Source organism: Pantoea brenneri (assembly GCF_038594305.1).
Lineage (GTDB): Bacteria > Pseudomonadota > Gammaproteobacteria > Enterobacterales > Enterobacteriaceae > Pantoea > Pantoea brenneri.
The window spans coordinates 220,467-236,938 of record NZ_JBCGBG010000003.1 but is presented as its reverse complement, the minus strand read 5'-3'; the positions used below and the strand labels follow the sequence as shown (position 1 = coordinate 236,938).

The 16,472-nt window shown below is 58.8% G+C and carries 14 protein-coding genes and 1 pseudogene; 8 read left to right on the top strand and 7 right to left on the bottom strand.

Annotation, left to right across the window (positions count from 1 at the left end):
• Positions 1–19 precede the first annotated feature (19 nt).
• Positions 20–307: a hypothetical protein gene (locus AABB92_RS14695; protein ID WP_152659103.1), complete on the top strand. Its 288-nt coding sequence runs from the start codon at positions 20–22 to the stop codon at positions 305–307.
• Between the two features lie 89 nt (positions 308–396).
• Here the strand turns inward: AABB92_RS14695 and AABB92_RS14690 are convergent, their stop codons facing one another.
• Positions 397–2,124 carry a penicillin-binding transpeptidase domain-containing protein gene (locus AABB92_RS14690; RefSeq protein ID WP_031375393.1) on the bottom strand — a complete coding sequence of 576 codons (1,728 nt, stop codon included), beginning with the start codon at positions 2,122–2,124 and terminating at the stop codon, positions 397–399.
• Positions 2,125–2,403: 279 nt separating this feature from the next.
• A pseudogene (locus AABB92_RS14685) lies at positions 2,404–4,677 on the bottom strand (molybdopterin guanine dinucleotide-containing S/N-oxide reductase).
• A 192-nt stretch (positions 4,678–4,869) separates the two neighbouring features.
• Here AABB92_RS14685 and galR point away from each other — a divergent pair.
• On the top strand, positions 4,870–5,874 hold the full coding sequence (gene galR / locus AABB92_RS14680) for an HTH-type transcriptional regulator GalR (protein WP_046289163.1): 1,005 nt from the start codon (positions 4,870–4,872) through the stop codon (positions 5,872–5,874).
• A gap of 30 nt (positions 5,875–5,904) precedes the next feature.
• Here the strand turns inward: galR and AABB92_RS14675 are convergent, their stop codons facing one another.
• Entirely contained in the window at positions 5,905–8,310 is a 2,406-nt protein-coding gene (locus AABB92_RS14675) for a beta-N-acetylhexosaminidase (protein WP_046289162.1), read from the bottom strand.
• Between the two features lie 249 nt (positions 8,311–8,559).
• Between AABB92_RS14675 and nrdD the strand changes: the two genes are divergently transcribed.
• Positions 8,560–10,695 (top strand): anaerobic ribonucleoside-triphosphate reductase, encoded by a 2,136-nt coding sequence (gene nrdD / locus AABB92_RS14670; protein ID WP_031375394.1) that lies wholly within the window; start codon positions 8,560–8,562, stop codon positions 10,693–10,695.
• The gene (nrdG, locus tag AABB92_RS14665; protein WP_046289161.1) at positions 10,692–11,159 is read left to right on the top strand and encodes an anaerobic ribonucleoside-triphosphate reductase-activating protein; all 468 of its coding nucleotides are present in this window, start codon (positions 10,692–10,694) and stop codon (positions 11,157–11,159) included. Before nrdD ends, nrdG begins: the two co-directional genes overlap by 4 nt.
• On the opposite strand, the gene AABB92_RS14660 is transcribed toward nrdG, so the two are convergent.
• Positions 11,151–11,786, bottom strand: a complete 636-nt coding sequence (locus AABB92_RS14660) for an NAD-dependent epimerase/dehydratase family protein (protein ID WP_046289160.1) — start codon at positions 11,784–11,786, stop codon at positions 11,151–11,153. The two genes, nrdG and AABB92_RS14660, sit on opposite strands and share 9 nt — an antisense overlap.
• A gap of 144 nt (positions 11,787–11,930) precedes the next feature.
• Between AABB92_RS14660 and AABB92_RS14655 the strand changes: the two genes are divergently transcribed.
• The gene (locus AABB92_RS14655) at positions 11,931–12,452 is read left to right on the top strand and encodes a type 1 glutamine amidotransferase domain-containing protein (protein ID WP_031375397.1); all 522 of its coding nucleotides are present in this window, start codon (positions 11,931–11,933) and stop codon (positions 12,450–12,452) included.
• Positions 12,453–12,486: 34 nt separating this feature from the next.
• Here AABB92_RS14655 and AABB92_RS14650 read toward each other — a convergent pair whose 3' ends face one another.
• Positions 12,487–12,927, bottom strand: a complete 441-nt coding sequence (locus AABB92_RS14650; RefSeq protein WP_031375398.1) for a YhbP family protein — start codon at positions 12,925–12,927, stop codon at positions 12,487–12,489.
• An 85-nt stretch (positions 12,928–13,012) separates the two neighbouring features.
• Between AABB92_RS14650 and AABB92_RS14645 the strand changes: the two genes are divergently transcribed.
• Positions 13,013–13,312 (top strand): GIY-YIG nuclease family protein, encoded by a 300-nt coding sequence (locus tag AABB92_RS14645; RefSeq protein WP_031375399.1) that lies wholly within the window; start codon positions 13,013–13,015, stop codon positions 13,310–13,312.
• On the opposite strand, the gene AABB92_RS14640 is transcribed toward AABB92_RS14645, so the two are convergent.
• Entirely contained in the window at positions 13,296–13,802 is a 507-nt protein-coding gene (locus tag AABB92_RS14640; RefSeq protein WP_031375400.1) for a GNAT family N-acetyltransferase, read from the bottom strand. The genes AABB92_RS14645 and AABB92_RS14640 overlap by 17 nt on opposite strands.
• Positions 13,796–14,320, bottom strand: a complete 525-nt coding sequence (ubiT, locus tag AABB92_RS14635) for a ubiquinone anaerobic biosynthesis accessory factor UbiT (protein ID WP_031375401.1) — start codon at positions 14,318–14,320, stop codon at positions 13,796–13,798. The genes AABB92_RS14640 and ubiT overlap by 7 nt, the downstream gene beginning before the upstream one ends.
• A 204-nt stretch (positions 14,321–14,524) precedes the next feature.
• Between ubiT and ubiU the strand changes: the two genes are divergently transcribed.
• Positions 14,525–15,520, top strand: a complete 996-nt coding sequence (ubiU, locus tag AABB92_RS14630; RefSeq protein ID WP_046289159.1) for a ubiquinone anaerobic biosynthesis protein UbiU — start codon at positions 14,525–14,527, stop codon at positions 15,518–15,520.
• 9 nt (positions 15,521–15,529) lie between these two features.
• The gene (locus tag AABB92_RS14625) at positions 15,530–16,408 is read left to right on the top strand and encodes a U32 family peptidase (RefSeq protein ID WP_031375402.1); all 879 of its coding nucleotides are present in this window, start codon (positions 15,530–15,532) and stop codon (positions 16,406–16,408) included.
• Positions 16,409–16,472 lie beyond the last annotated feature (64 nt).

The following is a 16,472-nucleotide window of genomic DNA, read 5'->3' as shown; positions in this document are numbered from 1 at the left end:
CTGCCGCGAATTCGCCAGCATGAAAACCACCAGCCGGGGCTTCACGGCGGGCATTATCGGCGAAATGTTACGCGCCTTTCTATCGGCAAAAGGTAAGGGTTTCGTTAAGAACAATGATGATGTTGACGGCTCGCGCAGGCGGGAAAATACGGACGACGCGCGCGGCCTGTCGCAGGCAAAAAAAAACCCACGCATCTGCGTGGGGTGGTGCAATAACAGGGTAATCACTGCCGAAGCGGTGTTGTTTTCACACCCATCAATACCTCTGGGACCTCTATCCTCGCACTGTTTCGTGCCGCAGCAATAGAGGGAAAACGCAACCGAATTCGGGGAAATGCAACGAGGTGTGAATATCTCCCTCGCCGCACTTACACTCTGATTTTTCTAAGATTTATCTTAGTTGTTCGCTGCGGTAGCGCTGTAAATGGCATCCGGCGCGATGTTCATGTGCTTTAGTACCGGCCCCATGATGTTGCCGAATACCGGCGCCGCTACCGAGCCACCAAAGTGATCGCCAGCGGTCGGATGGTTAATCATCACCACCAGCGCCACTTCCGGATGACTGGCAGGCGCGATACCGGCGGTATAGTTGACGTAGCCGCCATCATATTTGCCGCTGTTGCCCATCTTCTCAGCGGTACCGGTTTTGGTCGCCAGACGATAGCCCGGCACCGCAGCTTTCACCCCGGTCCCGCCCGGCAACACGTCGCTCTCCAGCATGTGTACCACCTCTTTCACCGTTTCCGGATTCGCTACCTGCTTGCCCAGCACCGGCGGGGTGACCCGGGTAATCGACAGCGGACGGTAGACGCCGTAAGAGCCGAGGGTGGCGTATTCACGTGCAATCTGCAGCGGCGTGACGCGCAGGCCGTAACCAAAGGAGAAGGTCGCCCGTTCGATGTCCGCCCAGCGGGTGCGGTGCAGCGGGAAGTAACCGACGCTCTCGCCGGTTAAGCCCAGGCCGGTCGGTTTACCGAGGCCAAACGCATGATAGGTATTCACCAGCGCTTCAGCCGGCATGGCCAGCGCAATGTGCGACACACCGATGTCACTCGACTTCTGCAGGATGCCGGTCATGGTCAGGCGCGGCCAGTGGCCAACGTCGCGGATCAGGTGGCCGTTGACCCGGTACGGCGTGGTATCAATCACCGAGTCCGGCCGCACCAGATGACGCTCCAGCCCTTCCATCACCACCAGCGGCTTCACCGTCGAACCGGGTTCGTAACTGTCGTTAATCGCCGCGTTTCGCATCTGGGCGGGCGTGGCGCCATCGTAGTTATTGGGGTTGAACGACGGATAGGAAGCCATCGCCAGAATCTCGCCGGTGTCGATTTTCACCAGCACCGCCGCACCGGAGTCCGCCTTGTTGATCAGCACGCCGTCGCGCAGTTTGCTGTACAGGGTGTATTGATCGTATTTGTCGATGCTGAGCTGCACCGTCGGCGGCTGCGTCGGCGGCTGATAGTTGATCATCGCGATGATATTGCCGGCAGCGTCCTGGCGATAAACCTCTTTACCCGGCTCGCCCTGCAACACCTTGTCAAAGCCCTTCTCCAGCCCGTTCAGGCCGACATTATCGGCACCGACGATGCCAATCAGCGGCGCAGACGCTTCACTCATCGGATAGAAACGGCTGTCGTCGTAGACCTCACTGATGCCTTTCAGCTTCAGCTCTTTAATATCTTTGGCGATACCCAGTTCGATTTTACGCCCCAGATAGAGGAAGCGGCGTTTTGGATTGGCGGTGATCTGCGCCGCCAGTAACTCCGGCCGGGTATTCAGGGCGGCAGCCAGATAGGCCCATTTAGCACTGGTGAAGTCGGGGTTGCTCTCCAGCACACGTAACGGATCGGCGATCACGTCGCGTGACGGTACGCTGAGCGCCAGTGCTTCGCCGTTGCGATCCAGCAATGTGCCACGGCTGGTTGGCAGCGTGACGGTGCGCAGCGAGCGCTGATCGGCTTCGTGCTCCAGCATCGGCTGGTTGAGAAATTGCAGGTCCGCGACGCGCGCCAGCAATACCACCATGCAGGCCAGCACACCAAGGCAGATAAGACGGAAGCGAAAAGGGTTAAACGGGGCTTTAATCTGGTCTTTTCCCAGTAGTTTTTTAATCCGGGGCATGGCAATCCGCTGCGCTAAAGAGATAAAAGAGGGCTTAATTGAGCAGTTATAAAGAAAGCGCTGACCGGTTAACAGGAAAACTGTGTATCAGTTCGTTATCGGCCGCTAAATGCCGGGCAAAAAAAACCTGCGCATCTGCGCAGGTTGGTGTAATCAAGAAAATCTATTGATGTTCACCCATCAATACCTCTGGGACCCTGACTGTAGCAAGCGGGCTCGCTCGGCTGCCATCGCTCAAACGCAACAGTTACCGGCAAAGTGTAACCAGCCATGAGATCCTTACGCTATTTTGCAATCCGGATGTTTTTTGATTTCTACCAGACAACTCATGGCGTTAGGTCCCTAGGTCAGTGACGAAGTGCCGATATCGAGCGTCAGGACGTTGGGATTACCGGCGCGATCGTAGGGCTGCCATGCCTGACCGAAACCGGGATCAAACCAGGCACCGGTGGCGATAATCACCACGCCCTGGGTCAGCCCCTCGGTCAGCCGGACGCCGGCCAGCATCACGCCGCGTGCATTGCTCACCTCAATTTCGTCACCGTCCACGATGCCACGCGCCGCCGCATCCAGCGGATGCATATACAGCGTTTCGTGACCGGCGGTTTTATTGCCTTGTACGGTGCCGGTGCCATCCAGCTGGCTGTGCAGCCGGTCAGCAGGCTGGATCGAGATCATATGCAGCGGATAGTCGCGGCTGATCGGCGCACCCAGCCACTCCTGCGGCTCGCGCCACTCCGGATGGCCGGCAAAATCGTCAAGCTGGTAGTCGGCAATCGTCTGGCTGAACAGCTCGATTTTGCCGCTGGCGGTGTTGATCGGATTGGCCTGCGGATCGGCGCGGAAAGCATCCATAAACACGTAAGGTTTGCCGCCCTCGGGGATCTCAACAAAGCCGCGCTGCCAGAACGCCTCAAACTCAGGGAAGCTGATGCCTTTGCGCTGGTGCGCCACGGCACACTGCTGATAGAGATGCGCAATCCACTGCATCTCGTTGCGTCCTTCGGTAAAGGTGTCGCGGTAGCCAAGACGCTCCGCCAGATCGGCAAAGATATCGAAGTCGTTGCGCGCCTGATGTTGCGGTTTGATCGCCTGATGCATCGCCAGCACAAAGCGGTCGCGTGACGATCCACCAATGTCGTTGCGCTCCAGCGTCGTGGTGGCGGGCAGCACGATATCGGCCATCTGCGCCGCCGGGGTCCAGACAATGTCCTGCACCACTACGGTGTCAGGCCGCTGCCAGCCCGCCACCAGCCGGTTGAGCTGCTGATGGTGATGGAACGGATTCCCGCCCGCCCAGTGCACCATATGGATGTCAGGATAGTGCAGCGTCTCGCCCTGGAAGGTGTAAGGCTGGCCGGGATTGAGCAGCATATCGCTGATACGCGCCACCGGAATCGACAGGCCGGACGGGTTGGGTCCGGTACTCATCATCGGTGCCGGGCCGTCCTGGCGCGGATTGCCGACGCTGTTCATCGACCCGTGACCGAAAGAGAAGCCCGCGCCCGGCAGCCCTGGCTGACCGAGCATCGATGACAGGGCGATCATCATCCAGTACGGCTGCTCACCGCGATGGGCGCGCTGAACCGAATAGGAACAGGTGATAAAGCTGCGTTTACCGATCAGCTGCTGCGCCAGTTGCACGATGCGATCGGCCGGGATGCCGGTGATACGGCTGGCCCAGCCGGCGGTTTTCGCCACGCCATCCGCTTCGCCCAGCAGGTAAGCGCGCAGTTGCGGCCAGCCGGTGCAGTGGCTGGCGAGAAACGCCTCGTCCACCGCGCCGCGCTGGGTAATCTCATAACCCAGCGCCAGCATCAGCGCCACGTCGGTATTCGGGCGAATCGGGATCCACTCGGCGTTGAGGAAGGCCGGACAGTCATCGCGCATCGGGCTGATATTAATCACCGGCGTGCCTTTGGCCGCCAGTTGCTGCAGCGCCGGTTTCAGGCTGTGCTGCCCGGCTCCGCCCGACGCGACCTGGGCGTTCTTCAGCGCCAGTCCGCCAAAGGCGACAAAAATCTCTGCATGTTCCACCACTTCCGGCCAGTCAGTAACGCGACCGGTCAGCGGCATATAGGTGCCAATGACATAAGGCAGGAAAAATTGTGCCGCGCCCCAGCTGTAGTTGCCCTGCTGGTCGACGCCGCCACCGCCCTGAAAATAGAAGCGGCGGATCAGGGTGCGGGCATGGTTAACCCGTCCGGCTGATGACCAGCCGTATGAGCCATTGAAAATGCCCGATGCGCCGTAGCGCTCGCGGATACGGCGGTTTTCATCCGCCACCAGGTCGAGCGCGGTGTCCCAGTCGACCGCCACAAAATCTTCCCGGCCCCGCAGCGTGCGATCGCTATTTTCACGTGACTTCAGCCACGAGCGACGCACCATCGGCTGGCGGATACGCTTATCGGAGTAGACCAGTTCAGGAAGGGTGTGGATCATCGGGGACGGATCGGCATCGGCGAAAAAAGGCTCGCAGCCAATCAGGCGATCGTTTTCAGTGACGGCGGTGAAGGCGCCCCAGTGCGCCAGGTGTGGCACTTTGGTTTTCATCGTTGTTTTTCACGGCAGAGATTTGGGGATAATCAGCATAGCATGGCGTGCCACTTCAGCAGAAGGCGTGCCGGACGGCCCGATTTCGCCCTCTTTTGCGACGACGCTGGCATTCTGCTGGCTTGATGTGGCGGCCCTTTTCCGTAACACTGATGCGATGTGTAAACGTTTTCCCCGGAAGCAGGTAAACGCATGGCTACCATAAAGGATGTTGCCCGACTGGCTGGCGTTTCTGTCGCCACAGTCTCCCGTGTAATCAATAATTCTCCCAAGGCCAGCGACAGCTCGCGCCAGGCCGTCGGCCAGGCAATGGAGCAACTTCAGTATCATCCAAACGCCAATGCACGCGCGCTGGCGCAGCAGTCGACCGAAACCCTCGGGCTGATTGTCGGTGATGTGTCGGACCCGTTTTTTGGCGCGATGGTCAAAGCGGTCGATGAAGTTGCAGGAAAAACCGGCAACTTTTTGCTGATTGGTAACGGTTACCACAATGAGCAAAAAGAGCGGCAGGCGATTGAACAACTGATGCGCCACCGTTGCGCAGCGCTGGTGGTGCACGCCAAGAAAATCCCGGATGCAGAACTGGAACTGTTAATGAAACAGGTGCCAGGTATGGTGCTGCTTAACCGGCTGATCAAAGGCTTCGAAAAGCGCTGTATTGCGCTCGACGATCGCTACGGCGCCTGGCTGGCGACCCGCCATCTGATCCATCTGGGTCACCAGAATATCGCCTTTATCTGCTCGACCCACACCATTTCCGATGCCGAAGATCGCCTGCAGGGTTACTACGATGCGCTGAAAGAGCACGGCCTGCCGTGCAGCGATCGGCTGGTGACCTGGGGTGAACCGGATGAGGTGGGCGGCGAAACGGCGATGACCGAACTGCTGGGACGCGGTAAAAATTTCACTGCGGTCGCCTGCTACAACGACTCAATGGCCGCCGGCGCGCTGGCGGTGCTGAGCGATAACGGCGTCCGCGTGCCAGAGGAGATGTCGCTGATCGGTTTCGACGATGTGCTGGTATCACGCTACGTGCGTCCGCGCCTTACCACCGTGCGCTATCCCATCGTCACCATGGCGCAGCAGGCCGCCGAACTGGCGCTGGCGCTGGCCAATGACCAGCCACTGCCGGAAGTAACCCACATGTTCAGCCCGACGCTGGTGCGCCGCCATTCGGTCAGCGGTCCGGCATCATAATGGGTCGCGGCCGGTTCAGGCCGCGCCCGTCTACTTAAAGGCGCGCAGCAGCGTTTCCAGCGGCCTGACCAGCGCAATCACCGTCTCATCCTGCACCTCTGCCGCCGCGTCCAGCGTGGCGTGCATCTGTGCCACTTCGCTGGCCCCAAAGGCCTGGTTGCGGGCCCAGGCATTCACCAGCGAAATCCCCATCCGACTCAACGCGTCCACCTGTTGCGCACTGTGGGCCAGCGGCTTCAGCAGGTAGTTAGCATTAAGCAGTGGCATCACCTGGGCGGTATTAGCCTGCCAGCGCTGGAGCTGATGTTGAATCGCCGCTGCCGCCGTTGGATCGGTGCGATTGGCGATCAGCGCGGTAACCTGATGTTCCAGCTGACGCACCGCCTCACTCTCGGCGGGCAACACATCCGCCAGCCGGTTTAACGGCTCATGGTAATCATAATGGCCGGCCTGAAACTTCACATGCTGGCGGGTATAGTACTGCGCCGGTTCCAGCACCTCGGCCAGCACCTGCAGCGGCGCGATATCACTGCGGTTGGCCAGCCGCATCATCTGACGTTCCGCCTGGGCGTGTTGCTGAGTGCCAACAGAGACGCTGCTCCAGCGATCCATCGCCGCCAGCCGCTGATACATCTCATCGCTATCGGTAACATCCTGAGCGGACCACAAACGCTCGGCGACCACAAAGGCGCGCGGCCACAGTTTGGTATCGATAATCTGGCTGTTGATATTCTCGGCCCACAGCGCCGCCTCACCGCCCAGCAGGTTTTGCTGCATCTGCTGCGGTGTCGGCAGCGTGGGCGCAATCCCGGCCGGTGCCTGCGCCAGCTTTTTGCCGCTGACCGGATACCGCACGTTCCCCACCAGCACATAGCCGCTGAGCGCCTGCGTATGCGGTTGCAGCGTCACCACCGGCTGCAACGGCCCCATCCAGCTGTCGACCTGAAAACGCACCTGTTGCGTCGATAGCCAGTCGATCTGGCTGACCATCCGCCGCGCTTTGCCGGCAAAGTCGATAAAGCCACGCCAGCCCTGCTGCCCCTCAATCAGGGTAAAACTGCCCTGCACCGGACTGCCTTTCAGTCGCGGCAGAGTGAATGCCCAGCTTTGCGCCTGCTCGCCCGGCTGCAGCTTATCCTGGCCGTTGAGTCCCTGCGGATAGATTTCGTTGCGGTAGTGATAGCTGGCGGGCTGCGGCTGATCGAGATAGAAGCCGGTGGAAAGGATGCCGCGCATGTTCTCTTTGGCGACCTCGCTCAACGCATCCTGGCCCTGCCACGACTGGATCAGAATGCTGCGCGGCAGATCGGGATGGGCGATCTCATCCCAGCCGACCATCTGACGCTGGTGCTTCTCAAGGATCTTCTCAACCCGCTGGTTGAACCAGGCCTGCAGAGCATGGGCATCTTTCAGCCCGCGATCGCGCATAAATTGCTGGATGTGCGGAGACTGGTTCCACTGGGTCGGATCGACCTCATCGCCGCCAATATGCAGCCACGGATCGGGAAAGATCGCCGCCATTTCACCCACCAGAGTGTCGATCACCTGATAGACCTGCTCATTGCTGGGATCGAGCAGCGGTTTAAACACCCCCCAGCCACGCTCCATCTGATAGGGACCCGGCGCGCTGATCAGTTCCGGCATCGCCACCGCCAGCGCCGAGGCGTGGCCCGGCAGATCCAGCTCCGGCACCACCCGCACGCCGCGATCGGCGGCATACTGCACCAGTTCACGCATCTGTTGCTGGCTGTAATAGCGGCCATCGCTGGCTTTCTGCTGGAGCTGGGGATAGTGGCTGGAAGCAAAGCGCCAGCCCTGATCGTCGGTCAGATGCCAGTGAAAGACGTTCATCCGGGCGGCAGCGATGCCATCAATTTGCCGCCTGAGGGTTTCAATCGGCATGAAGTGACGAGCACTGTCGATTAATATTCCACGCCAGGGGAATCGCGGCTGATCATCAATGGTCACGTAAGGAAGGGTGGTGCCCCGATCGCCGTTCTGAATCAGCTGCAACAGGGTTTCCATGCCGCGCATCGCGCCGAACCGGCTGGGGGCGCTGAGCAGCACGCCGTTGCCATCAATTTGCAGGTGATAACGTTCATCACTGTCGGGCTGCGGCAGCGGATCGACCGCTTTATCAATCACGATACGGATGGTTGGCTGTGCCACCGGCTGGCGGGCGGGCAACAGCGGCCAGCCGGTCTGATTAGCGATGCGTTCCAGCCAGCGCGCCTCGGCCCCCGCCAGATGATCGCCGGTAATCTGCAGTGTCAGCTGCGGCGTCAGGCTCAGCGTCCCGCCGCTGGCTGGCTGTTCAACCCGCTGCGGCCAGGGCATTAAGGGAAGCTTTTCAGCCAGCGCGGGGGAGGCCAGCGCCACACTCATCACGCAACTTATCGCACCATAACCAGCAATCAGAGAACGGCGTAACCACATTGGCGGGCATCCTTGTAGAGTCAATGACTTATCACGGGCAAACCCTGATTAAAGTTGTTTCGCGCAGTTAAGCAAGTTAATCCATTAAGAAATTTGAACTGAAGGCGAAATAGTTAACATCCGACGCTTTTTTCTGCCCGCTTCGCCCTTCCTTGTTTCAGGTCAAAATTCGGTGGAATAATTCGCAACAATCACTACATGTAGGGATTAGAATCCTGCAAATACCCATATGTAGTCTCTGGAGGGATAATGGCGACGGTAGTGATTAAGCGTGATGGATGCCGGACAGGCTTTGATGCACAACGTATTCAGCAAGCTGTGGCCGCTGCCGCGCGCGCGGCAGAGGTAGACGATGCGGCCTGGTGCGCGCAGGTGGCGCAGCGTGTCAGTACGCTGCTGGCCGACCGTCAGGAAGTTGACATCCGCGAGATCCAGTGTGCGGTTGAAGAGACGCTGATGGCCGGTCCCTATCCGCAGCTGGCCCGGACCTATATCGAATATCGCCACGATCGTGACGTCGCACGCGATCGCCAGAGCCAGTTGCATCACGCCATTCGCGGGCTGGTCGATCAGACCAACGCTGCTCTGCTGAACGAAAATGCCAATAAAGACAGCAAAGTGATCCCGACCCAGCGCGATCTGCTGGCCGGGATCGTGGCGAAGCACTATGCACAGCAGCAGATCCTGCCGCGTGATGTGGTGCTGGCCCACGAGCGCGGCGAGATCCACTATCACGATCTCGACTATTCGCCCTTCTTCCCGATGTTTAACTGCATGCTGATCGATCTGAAAGGGATGCTGACCAACGGCTTTAAAATGGGCAATGCCGAGATTGAGCCGCCAAAATCGATCGCCACCGCGACCGCCGTTACTGCGCAGATCATCGCTCAGGTCGCCAGCCATATCTACGGTGGCACCACCATTAACCGGATTGATGAGGTGCTCGCCCCGTTTGTTGAACTGAGCTACCGCCGGCATCACGCCATCGCCGTGGAGTGGCAGATCGCTGAGGCGGAGCAATACGCGCAGCAGCGCACCGAAAAAGAGTGTTACGACGCCTTCCAGTCGCTGGAGTACGAGGTCAATACCCTGCATACCGCCAACGGTCAGACGCCGTTTGTCACCTTTGGCTTTGGGCTGGGCACGGACTGGGCGGCCCGGCTGATCCAGCAGTCGATTCTGCGTAACCGGCTGGCCGGTCTGGGCAAGAACCGCAAAACCGCGGTGTTCCCTAAACTGGTGTTCAGCATTCGTGAAGGGGTCAACCGGCGCGCAGGCGACATTAACTACGACATCAAGCAGCTGGCACTGGAATGCGCCAGTAAGCGCATGTATCCCGATATTCTCAATTACGATCAGGTGGTAAAGGTCACCGGTTCATTCAAGACGCCAATGGGCTGCCGCAGCTTCCTCGGCGTGTATGAAGAGGATGGCGAGCAAATCCATGAAGGCCGCAACAATATCGGGGTAATCAGCCTCAATCTGCCGCGTATCGCCCTGGAGGCGGCGGGTGACGAGACGCGCTTCTGGTCACTGCTGGATCAACGTCTGCTGCTGGCGAAACGGGCATTAATGACCCGTGTGGCGCGCCTGGAGAAAACCAAAGCGCGGGTGGCACCGATCCTTTATATGGAAGGGGCCTGTGGCGTTCGCCTGAACGCCGATGATGAAATCGGACCGATTTTCCGCAACGGCCGCGCCTCACTGTCGCTGGGTTATATCGGCCTGCATGAAACCCTGAACGCGCTAAGCGGCGGCCAGCATCACCCGTATGATGATGCGGCTCTGCGCGCCAAAGGGGTGGAGATTATCGCCCATCTGCGCGCCGCGACCGATCGCTGGAAAGACGAGACCGGTTACGGCTTCAGCCTCTACAGCACCCCAAGTGAAAATCTGTGCGATCGCTTCTGCCGGCTTGATGCAGCGGAATTTGGCGTGGTACCCGGCGTCACCGACAAAGGCTACTACACCAACAGCTTCCATCTCGACGTCGAGAAGAAGGTGAATCCGTACGACAAAATTGATTTTGAAGCGCCCTATCCGCCGCTGGCGAATGGCGGTTTCATCTGTTACGGCGAATACCCCAACATCCAGCACAACCTGAAGGCGCTGGAGGATGTCTGGGATTACAGTTATGACCGCGTGCCCTATTACGGCACCAACACCCCGATTGACGAGTGCTACGACTGCGGGTTCAACGGCGAGTTTACCTGCACCAGCCGCGGCTTTACCTGTCCGCAGTGCGGCAACCACGATCCGGCCCGCGTCTCGGTCACCCGCCGGGTCTGCGGCTATCTTGGCAGCCCGGACGCGCGGCCTTTCAACGCCGGTAAACAGCAGGAAGTGCAGCGTCGGGTGAAACATCTCGAGGGCCCGCTGGGATGATGCGTATCCATCGCTATTACGATGTGGATATTGTGAACGGGCCGGGCACGCGCTGTACCCTGTTTGTCGCAGGCTGCGAACATCAGTGTCGCGGCTGCTACAACCAGAGTACCTGGCGGCTCGATTCGGGCGTTCCCTTTACCCTGGCGATGGAAGAGCAACTGCTGGCAGATTTGCAGGATACCCGCATCCCGCGTCAGGGACTGTCACTGAGCGGCGGCGATCCGCTGCATCCGCATAACGTGCCGCACATTCGCCGGCTGGTGAAACGGGTGCGGCAGGCGTGCCCCGATAAAGATATCTGGCTGTGGACCGGTTACCGGATGCAGGAGCTGAATGGTGCCCAGCGCGAGGTGCTGGACTATCTCGACGTGCTGATTGATGGCCGCTTTGTCGAGGCCGAAAAAGATCTCCGGCTGCTGTGGCGTGGCAGCCGCAATCAACGTATCTGGCAGCTACGCTGAATGACGTGGAATATCTCCTGACTCAATGATAGTCACGCTTTCGCCGCCCGGCGTAAAGGCCTGCTGATGCATACAGCGCGCCACGTCACGCGCGGTGACTGAACGCCAATTGCCCGGCAGCAGGCCAAACAGCGGCGCCATCAGACTCTCTCCCCGGCGCGTCTGCGCCCGATCGCCCAGCAGTAACGAGGGCCGCACCAGCGTCAGCCGCGGCCAGCCCTGATGCCGCAGTGCATTTTCCATCTCACCCTTGACCCGATTGTAAAAAAACGGCGAGTGACGACTGGCACCGTGCGCACTGATCGCCAGCATCTGCTTCGCCCCTAAACGTAGTCCGCTCAGGCCACTGTCGACCACCAGCGTGTAATCGACGTGGATAAAGGCCTGCTTGCTGCCCGCCTGCTTGCGGGTAGTGCCCAGACAGCAGAACACCGTATCCAGCGAGGTTTGTAATGGCCCGAGCACGTCGGTGAGATCCGCTTCAACCGGATTAACCACCTTGCGCATCGCGGGTAACGCCCGCCGGGTCGGCGCAATAATTTCATCAACCCGCGGGTCCTCAATCAGTAAGCGCAGCAGATGCGATCCGACTAATCCGGTGGCCCCAGTCAGTAATACGCGATTCATTTCAGATTCGTCCTTATTTCACTGCTCACAGGTTAAAAGATAGCTGATCTACGCGGCCTGGCTTGCGTTCTGACATGGAGCGTCCAGGCTTAATACATTAATCAGGAAAGCGCATCCCGCGCTCCACCGTTTAAGGAGGAAAAGATGAGCAAGAAAGTTGCGGTTTTGATTACCGATGAATTTGAAGACTCAGAATTTACCTCACCGGCCGAAAGTTACAAAGGCGCTGGCTTTGAGGTAATCACCATCGAGAAGCAAGCGGGTAACGTGGTCAAAGGGAAACAAGGCGAAGCGGAAGTGACCATCGATCGCAGCATCGATGATGTCAGCCCGGCCGAATTTGATGCGTTGCTGCTGCCCGGCGGTCATTCACCGGATGCCCTGCGCGGCGACGATCGCTTTGTCGCGTTTACCAAAGAATTCGTCGCCAGCGGCAAACCTATCTTTGCGATTTGCCATGGCCCACAGCTGCTGATCAGTGCCAATGGCGTACGTGGCCGCAAGATGACCAGCGTGAAGGCGATTGCCATTGACCTGGTAAACGCGGGTGCTGACTTCCACGATAAAGAAGTGGTGGTTGACGACGATAAGCTGGTCACCAGCCGGACGCCTGACGATCTGCCGGCGTTTAATCGCGAATCTCTGCGGATCCTCGAAGCGATTTAACCCGCTGCGCCCCTTTCCTGCCGGAGAGGGGCCGCTAATCCTGCCTTACCTCTTGCCGTACCCAGGCAATTTTCTTGCCGAAGCCCAGCGCATTATCGGTCATCTTCACTTCATCCAGCTGAATCTCCCACAGCGGTGCGGACACCTTACGCGCAATCGGAAATCGCTTGTGGTAGGCGCTGCGCGCCACGTGCTCTGCCTCGTCGCTTAGCCGCACGATGTGGCCGCGATACTGCACGCCTTTGATCAGCAACACGCTTCTGGGCTGGCCGTTCACCGTGCCCGCCACCTGCGGATTTTTCATCACCAGCAGGCCGTGACGGGTATCCGGCTCCGTCATGATCCAGAACGCCATGCGTGCTTCGTCGAAGACGTAATAACAGTTGGCGCACCACAGCTCATCATCGGCGGTGCAGCAGAGGGAAAGGACGTGTTGTTTTCTGAGGTAGCGAACCAGATGGGCATGGTCGGACAAGGTGATCTCCTGACGGCGCACCGGATAGCGACAGGCGGCGAAGCGCGCTACACTGCCCGGCACTGTTTTTATGGAATCCATTACGATGAGTCAGCGCTGGCAACTCTACATCGTCCGTACGGCGAAAGGGAGCCTCTACACCGGCATCACCACCGACGTTCCGCGCCGGGTGGATCAGCATCAGCGTGGACGCGGCGCCCGGTCGCTGCGCGGCAAAGGCCCGCTGGATCTGGTGTTTCACTGTGAGGCGGGCGATCGCGCCAGCGCCTCCAGACTGGAGTATCAGGTGAAGCAACTGACCCGCCAGCAGAAATTACTGTTGGTGGCGAGCCAGCCGGTTAGTCTGGAAAGCTGGCTGGGTACGCCGGTTAAGGCTGACGGTTAAAGGGTTCAGCGTATTCGATGCGCCCTTCGGCACCGTCGAAGGCATTATCCGCCAGACGGTAGACCTGGAAAGCGGCTTCGCTACCGGGCCAGCGGCTGTGCAGGCCATAGCGGGCAGCAGGCTCAAAGCCAAAGCGGTTAAACAGCGCCGGATCGCCCAGTACCACGACTGCGCTATAGCCGAACTCATTCAGCGTATCCAGCCCTTCATAAATCAGCTGTTTCGCAATGCCCTGACCGCGCAGGCTTTCGTCCACCGCCAGCGGGGCCAGTCCGACCCAGTTGCGATCGTCGCCCTGTACGCTAACCGGACTGAATGCGGCATAGCCCAGCACCTGTCCTTCCTCGTCGGTCGCTACCACGCCCAGCGTCAGCAGGCCATCTTCACGTAACGCCTGGGTCAGTTCAGCTTCGGCTGAGGTGCTGAAACAGCGCCTCAGCAAACTGTCGATGCCCGCGGCATCAACGCCAATCTCGGTACGTATTAACATGCAACACCCGCGCGCGCCTGTGTGGCCTTCGCGTCCTGTTTCATTCCGGCTTCAACAAAATTCGCCATCTGCTGAATTGCCGTGCGTAATGCGGTGGGCATGGCGTCGAGTTCAATAGCATCCATTACGTTCTTCACCTCCAGTCCCAGCTCGGTGTCGCCTTCAATCGCCAGACGGCGCTGAAAGAACAGCATGTCGGGATCTGCTTTGCGTGCTGCCACCAGCAACAAGTCATTGGCATTGCCCCGAAACCAGACATCCGCTTCGGCGTGCTGCAATACCGCCAGTCGGCCATCCTGCATCGTCGTGATCCATTGCAGACTGACATCCGCAATGTCTATCCCCAGCAGGCGTCCTTCGAGAAAGTCTAACTCACCTTCGGCCAAAGCATGGCGAAATTGCCAGTTTAGGAGTTGTTGCAAAAGCAACTTTTTAACCGGGAATGGGGTTAGCGCTGCGGGTAAGCCTAAGATTTCAGGCGCCTTTTTCACAATATGGGCATGTAACCGCTCTAACACTTTCTTCACTCCCTTCAGAAAATTTTACGTATATTGCCACATCCTTTTCTGCGCGCCTCCTCTGAGATCAATAAAAACCGCTGACGGTCGATTAAAAAAACATCATCGGCGATGATCAATTGGAATTTCACTGCCCCAAATCAACGTTTGCCCGTCGGCAGATGCCTAGACTCGTTGCCCATCTGCATGTCGAGAGGATTACCGATGGAACTGCTCTGCCCGGCAGGAAATTTACCCGCAGTGCGCATCGCCGTAGAGAATGGCGCCGATGCCGTATATGTGGGACTGAAAGATGACACCAATGCGCGCCACTTTGCGGGCCTGAACTTCACCGATAAAAAGCTGGCTGAGGCCGCGCGCTATCTGCATCAGCATCAGCGTAAACTGCATGTGGCGATCAATACCTTTGCCCATCCGGACGGCATGGGACGCTGGCAGCGGGCGATTGACGTGGCGGCACAAAACGGTGCAGATGCGCTGATTCTGGCGGATATTGCCACACTGGAATATGCCGCATCCCGCTATCCGCAGGTTGAACGCCATCTGTCGGTGCAGGCCTCCGCCACCAATCTTGAGGCGGTTCGTTTTTACCATCGACACTTCAACTTACACCGCGTGGTGCTGCCGCGCGTGCTGTCAATTCATCAGGTAAAACAGCTCGCCCGCTCAACTCCGGTGCCGCTGGAAGTGTTTGCTTTCGGCAGCCTGTGCATTATGGCTGAAGGACGTTGCTACCTCTCTTCATGGCTGACCGGTGAATCGCCCAACAGCGCCGGTGCCTGTTCGCCAGCGAAGTTCGTGCGCTGGCAGCAGACGCCACAGGGCATGGAGTCACGTCTGAATGAGGTGCTGATCGATCGCTATGCGCCTGACGAAAGCGCGGGCTATCCCACTTTGTGCAAAGGTCGCTATCAGGTTAACGATCAGCGCTATCACGTGCTGGAAGAGCCCACCAGCCTCAATACGCTGGAGCTGCTGCCGGAGCTGCTGCGTGCCGGCATCGCCTCGGTGAAGATTGAAGGCCGCCAGCGCAGCCCGGCTTACGTGGCTGACGTGGCGCGCGTCTGGCGTCAGGCAATCGATCGCTGTAAGGCACAGCCGGAACATTTCGGCGTGACGCCCGAGTGGATGAAGACGCTGGGCGATCTCTCAGAAGGAACGCAGACCACGCTGGGTGCCTATCACCGTGAATGGCAATAAGGAGTCATGATGCAATATGCCCTGGGACCGGTGCTCTGGTACTGGCCAACCGAAACACTGGAAAACTTTTATCAGCAGGCAGCCCGCAGCAGTGCGGATATCATCTACCTCGGCGAAGCGGTGTGCAGCAAACGACGCGCCACCAGTTATGCCGACTGGATGACGCTGGCCCGCGAACTGGCTGCCAGTGGCAAACAGGTCGTGCTTAGCACCCTGGCGCTGCTGCAATCGCCGTCGGAACTGAAAGAACTGAAGCGCTACGTTGAAAATGGCGAGTTTCTGATTGAAGCCAATGATATCGGCACGGTGAATATGGCCGCCGAGCGCCATCTGCCGTTTGTTGCCGGGCCGACGCTGAATGTCTATAACGCCGAGACGCTGCAGCTGCTGGTAAAAGAAGGCATGACGCGCTGGTGCATGCCGGTTGAGATGTCGCGCGACTGGCTACTGCAGTTGCTGCAACAGTGCGAAGAACGGGGTATCCGGCAGCAGTTTCAGGTCGAAGTGCTGGGCTATGGCCATCTGCCGCTGGCGTTATCTGCGCGCTGCTTTACCGCGCGTTCAGAAAACCGTGCCAAAGACGCCTGTGAAACCTGCTGCATCAAGTATCCAGAAGGACGTCGCGTGCTGTCGCAGGAAGGTCAGCAGGTATTCGTGCTTAACGGTATTCAGACCATGAGCGGCTACTGCTATAACCTCGGCAACGATTTGCCAGGTATGCATCGCTGGGTCGACTGCGTGCGGCTCTCACCGCAGGATAGTGGAACCCTGGCGGAGATCGATCGCTTCCGCGCCAATGAAAACGGTCAGGCACCGCTGATGGTGGCGAAAGGCAACGATTGTAATGGCTACTGGCGCAAACTGGCGGGCATGACGCTGGCATCCTGAGTAAAAGCACATACCGGCTATATTCCTGCTGAGGTTAGCAGTTTTAATATAAGGAATGATGCGT

Bases quoted from the DNA above. Each gene is read 5' to 3' on its own strand.
- AABB92_RS14675 (WP_046289162.1), bottom strand. From the start codon at position 8,310: ATGTGGTTACGCCGTTCTCTGATTGCTGGTTATGGTGCGATAAGTTGC.
- AABB92_RS14640 (WP_031375400.1), bottom strand. From the start codon at position 13,802: ATGTTAATACGTACCGAGATTGGCGTTGATGCCGCGGGCATCGACAGT.
- nrdD (WP_031375394.1), top strand. From the start codon at position 8,560: ATGGCGACGGTAGTGATTAAGCGTGATGGATGCCGGACAGGCTTTGAT.
- AABB92_RS14645 (WP_031375399.1), top strand. From the start codon at position 13,013: ATGAGTCAGCGCTGGCAACTCTACATCGTCCGTACGGCGAAAGGGAGC.
- AABB92_RS14660 (WP_046289160.1), bottom strand. From the start codon at position 11,786: ATGAATCGCGTATTACTGACTGGGGCCACCGGATTAGTCGGATCGCAT.
- ubiU (WP_046289159.1), top strand. From the start codon at position 14,525: ATGGAACTGCTCTGCCCGGCAGGAAATTTACCCGCAGTGCGCATCGCC.
- AABB92_RS14695 (WP_152659103.1), top strand. From the start codon at position 20: ATGAAAACCACCAGCCGGGGCTTCACGGCGGGCATTATCGGCGAAATG.
- AABB92_RS14625 (WP_031375402.1), top strand. From the start codon at position 15,530: ATGCAATATGCCCTGGGACCGGTGCTCTGGTACTGGCCAACCGAAACA.
- AABB92_RS14655 (WP_031375397.1), top strand. From the start codon at position 11,931: ATGAGCAAGAAAGTTGCGGTTTTGATTACCGATGAATTTGAAGACTCA.
- galR (WP_046289163.1), top strand. From the start codon at position 4,870: ATGGCTACCATAAAGGATGTTGCCCGACTGGCTGGCGTTTCTGTCGCC.
- AABB92_RS14690 (WP_031375393.1), bottom strand. From the start codon at position 2,124: ATGCCCCGGATTAAAAAACTACTGGGAAAAGACCAGATTAAAGCCCCG.
- nrdG (WP_046289161.1), top strand. From the start codon at position 10,692: ATGATGCGTATCCATCGCTATTACGATGTGGATATTGTGAACGGGCCG.